Genomic DNA, 4,647 nt, shown 5'->3' with positions numbered 1-4,647 from the left:
AGATGATTGCCGAATTAGGCGTGAAGGAGCAGCATCAGTGTTCGCAGGGCTTAGGCATATCGCTTTTAATCACCTAAAAGCTGAAACGAGCTTTAAGAAAGGTATGCCCGCAAAGCAAAAGAAAGCGATGCGCAGTACAGATTACCTTGAAAAGGTCTTGAATTTATAATGTCTTTTCATGCTCTTGCCCTGTCTCATAACCCATTCAAAAATAGGAAGTCCAAAAAAGCCTATACCTAATCAACGGGCCACGTTCAATCTAAAACATCGCTTAGTTAGTAAAATCGAATTAACTACATGTGGTATAAGCTCAGAAATAGAAAAACTGAACTTATACGCATCCAAAAGGCACGCCTAACCCTACAAATCATCGTGTATTGATTATATAAAGATTATCTTGGTGGTCTCAAATTAAGCAAGTAACCTTTCACACTGCTTGTAATTAGCTCGCCGTTTTATTTCTAGGCTCGCGCAATAATTATCAAGCTTTTGGGGTCGCCCTACTGCACCATGGAATACTTTAGTAAATTGTGTAGTGAGTTTTTGCCAGTTTTCTGGGGCGATGTTGAGTCTGTCTAAAATTGGGGAGTTAACTGGGCTTATAGCGCCTCGCTTATCTGCTCGCATACATCGACCAGTTAACTCTACCAGTTCTAAGTAGGACTTTAATTCAAACGATAAACCTTTGGGCATGTGCTTTCGGGGGCTACCTGCAAAACGTGCTAAGTGTTTCGGTTGCTTGCCTTCTTTGGCATGTTCACAACGAGTTTTTACACTGGTGTAGTCTGAGGTTTCGGGTTTTTCTGCCATTTTTGCTCTAATTGGGTTTAAATCAACATACGCCATACACGCTGCCAATGCAGCTTCATCAAGTAAAGCTTGTGATTTAAAGCGCCCTTCCCAAAATCGACCCGTACAGTTATCTTCTTTATTCGCTTTTCGCGCAATGCTTTCATTCAGTACCCGCATAAACCAGCTGATACTTGCTAAACGTTCTCTAAATTGTTCAATGTCTTTATTTAAAAAGTATTGCTGCGCTGAGTCTAATCGCTCACCTTGAAGGTACTTGTGAGACAGTATGGTACCTTTAAACAGCTTATGCCACCTGATAATAACCGCTTTATCACTCAGTCTTTTAGCTTTTATATCATCTACATAAAGTACAATATGCGTATGGTTACTCATCACTGCATACGCACACACATCAATACAAGGTAGGCCTAAGGTGACATATATGTCTTCTAAATTTTTCTTAATACGATAAGCAAAGTCGCTTACACCTGACTTGAGCCTGAAACTAACTGGATCACAATGATGAAACCAGCCGCCTTGAATAGTGCCATGATGAGGTTAACCGATGAATGTCTCGGCTCTGGCATCCTGCTTCGCTCTACTGCCTAAATCCTTTTAGGCATAGTGCCCCTGCGAACCCATAAGGAAATGGAAAAAAGCAGGCAGCGATGAGATCGCAATAAGAGAGCCTCACTATGTGTTTGCCGTAAGCAACTTGCTTAACAGCCACATCGACAGACGAAATAAACGGATTTGTTTATTGATTTAGAGTTGGCCGTCACTTATAAAAACGGCCAAAAAGAACATTAGTGCCTATTGACAGAGTTAAGGCTCATATGTGTTATGTGAATAGCTTAGCAACTCAATCACCACGGCTTCCTGAATCACCACCAGAGTCAGAGGATGCTGAATTATCTGTCGAACCAGAAGATTCAAAATTTGAACCTCCACTTGTATCGATCCATTGTCCTTTATGTTTCACAAATTTCTTTAATATATGGTACACTATGGCTGGCCCGAGAATTGGTAAAAATAGTGCCAACAACACTAAATTCGATTTTTCAAAAGCAGTTCTAATCGTGCAACTCAATACCGAATATGCAGCAGATGAGAACATAACTAAATGTACCAATAGTGATACTAGATAGATTGGCCAGTTTTCCATAGTTCTCCTAATTCACATAACGAGCCTGTAGAATTACTCGTTTTAATTTATTTTTTATTGATGCCTCAACCATAGCCGAGTTCCTATTTTGATTCAATCGTTTAGTGGCTTTCCACTTTGATTTTCATTATATTCTTTGAGGGGGTTTTATCGGTCTTAACAGCGGGCTTTTGTGGCTTCATTTTGGTTAAAATGGCTCTACTATTCTTAATGTATCCTGTTTTGTAGCTTTTCTATATTGTGTACCAGACAATACAGCTGCCATTGCGCGTTCACTTTCGTTTGTCCTCGTAAGGTCAGTTTATTCATCCCTTTATTCACTGTGATATTTCCGAACACGGGTTCGATACATCCAAGTCGTTTGCTGTATGCCCTGCGCCCCATTGGGCTGTCTATTTTGACTTTCATTTTATCCATGTAGCTTAGCTTTTTACGCGAGTCATTATTTTTAAACTGCACTTGTCTGCCTGTTTTTATCGGCGGTTTTCGCATACATTGTTGTTGCAGGGGGCAGACTTTACAGTCTTTTAAGTAACCGCAGAATCGTGTGTATTGTTGATGATGACTTTTTACATTTATGCCGCTTCGCCACATCTCATTGCCTGCTGGGCATCTGCACGTTTGTGTTGTTTCATTATAATAAAAGTCGTCTGAGGTAAATAAACGGGGCTTGCCATGACGTCGCTTTAGTCGCCGTTTCTCTTGTTCTGTTTCATACGTTTCACTCTCTTTGAACAGCGGGTTTCGCTTTCTAAACTTGTTATCGGCTATGTAAGTATCAAAGCCACTTTCTGCCATGAATTCAAGGTTCGCTTCGCTGTTAAAACCGCTGTCTGCGGTGAACTTAGTACGTTGTTTAGTTAACTGAGGATTCTGACTAACCTGAGCCAATTGTTGTTTTAATTGTGCCACCGCAGGTTGTAAGGTTTGTTGCTCTCCTACTGAACCCCATGCTTGTGCTTGCAGTATAATTTGGTGTTTATCATCATTAATCGCGATACCGTTATAGCCTTGGAGGGTGCCTTTTGAGGTCGTCATTTTTGCACTGTCAGGGTCGGTGACGTTGCTTTTTACTGGCTTGCCTTTGCTCCCTGTTTTTTCTTGGTGTGTGGCAAGAAACTGTGTGATTTTATCAGCACTTTTATCTAGCTTTTCTTTTTGCTTTAAATCTTGATTAACCTGCTCTTCGCTTAGATTATCTTGTGATTGGTGCCGCTCGATAATGCGTTTACTCGCGCGCTCTAATTTGGCTTTTTTGCGCCCAAGCTCATCAAATGTACCGCTCCACTCTTTACTGGCATTGGACTTTAATTTGCACCCATCAATGGCAAACATGTTACGGCCAATTAACCCTTCTTCATCACATATCATCAGCACTTGGGTAAACAAGGGTTCAATTTGCTCATGCATTTTTGCCACAAACGCCGCGATTGAGGTGTAATGCGGCTGCACATCGCCCGATACACTCATGAACAAAATATTGTTTTCACAGGCCTTGGCGATACGGCGACTACTGATCAACCCATGTGCATAACCGAGTAAAACTATCTTTAACATCACCGCTGGCGAATACGCCGCCGCGCCGGCTTTATCATTGTTATACCAAGCATCAAACCCCGATAAGTCGAGCTTATTTTCAACAATATAACAAAGCCCGTACTCAAATGTACCTGGCAATATCTGTTCAGAAAAGTTGATTGGAATGAATTTATTTTGGCAGGATAAGTCAGGCTTGTAGTTAGCCATAACAATTTACCGTGGGTGAATAATATCTATTAGATCACAGTAACCAACTCGGTTCAAGGTTGAAAAGCGAACAAGTTAAGTAGTGTAGAACAAGTCCCTGAAACGAGTAATTCTAAAGCCTCAACGCTCTGGTAAGGGGCAAATTGTAGTTTGCTAAAATGTGTAGCGAAGCGGAACCGAGCAAACTCCAAAGTCCCGCTTGAATTGCTTGTTATAACGCTATTCAACCAACTCTCTTTCATAAATAGCGATCATTTTTTCTGTGCCACCAGTTGCATCTGTCGGCATTACCATTTGCTTAAATCGCCAACCATCAATTGCTTCTTCATTTAAGGCGGCATCTACATTTGATGTACCTTTTTTAAACCAGCCATGATTAAATTTAATTGATACTGTCTTGTACTCATAATTTATCATCTTTATAGTTTCCTTATAATCCAAATCATGAATATCTATTTCCAGTGCAGACGCCAACGATTTTTTAGACTGTAGCGATATAGTTGCCTCTTTTTCTATTCGCTGAATAGTTCTTAAATTTAAGTCTGCGGCAATCGCTAGTTCTTCTTGGGACCAAAACTTTTGATGTCTTAGCTCAATTATCAATTCTGCATTTACTTTCATTAGATACTTATAACCTGTTTGTTTGAGACAAGGTAACCATAATTCAATTTCGTACCCTTTTTACGAAAACAATACGAAATCAACCTGAAAGCTATATGACAGTTTTACGAATGCCAGACTTTCATAGCGTTATAGACATAATGACTCCCACACGGTGCTAGCCTCCGCATTTTCGTGGGTTAGCTTAAAGCCAGAGCCATACTTAGTTTGTCAAATAACTAAATAGCAGAGGCTAGCATGACTAAACATAACATACTTTTCATTGGCTTAGATACTCATAAAGAGTTTAATGAAGTGGCTTATATTGAAGAGCAACGCGGCGC

General features: G+C 40.4%; 4 protein-coding genes. All 4 read right to left on the bottom strand.

Annotated elements, in window-relative coordinates; genetic code table 11:
- Window positions 1-411 precede the first annotated feature (411 nt).
- The 4 genes from BGP78_RS01165 to BGP78_RS01150 all read right to left on the bottom strand — a co-directional run bounded on the left by BGP78_RS01165 (window position 412) and on the right by BGP78_RS01150 (window position 4,324).
- On the bottom strand, window positions 412-1,185 hold the full coding sequence (locus BGP78_RS01165) for a transposase (protein ID WP_119859687.1): 774 nt from the start codon (window positions 1,183-1,185) through the stop codon (window positions 412-414).
- A 469-nt stretch (window positions 1,186-1,654) separates the two neighbouring features.
- On the bottom strand, window positions 1,655-1,957 hold the full coding sequence (locus tag BGP78_RS01160) for a hypothetical protein (protein WP_119859686.1): 303 nt from the start codon (window positions 1,955-1,957) through the stop codon (window positions 1,655-1,657).
- 207 nt (window positions 1,958-2,164) lie between these two features.
- Entirely contained in the window at window positions 2,165-3,703 is a 1,539-nt protein-coding gene (locus tag BGP78_RS01155; RefSeq protein WP_119859685.1) for a transposase, read from the bottom strand.
- Between the two features lie 219 nt (window positions 3,704-3,922).
- Window positions 3,923-4,324: a DUF4177 domain-containing protein gene (locus BGP78_RS01150; RefSeq protein ID WP_119859684.1), complete on the bottom strand. Its 402-nt coding sequence runs from the start codon at window positions 4,322-4,324 to the stop codon at window positions 3,923-3,925.
- Window positions 4,325-4,647 lie beyond the last annotated feature (323 nt).

The sequence above is a fragment of the Pseudoalteromonas sp. MSK9-3 genome (assembly GCF_003590335.1).
GTDB lineage: Bacteria > Pseudomonadota > Gammaproteobacteria > Enterobacterales > Alteromonadaceae > Pseudoalteromonas.
This window is presented reverse-complemented; position numbering and strand designations above follow the sequence as displayed.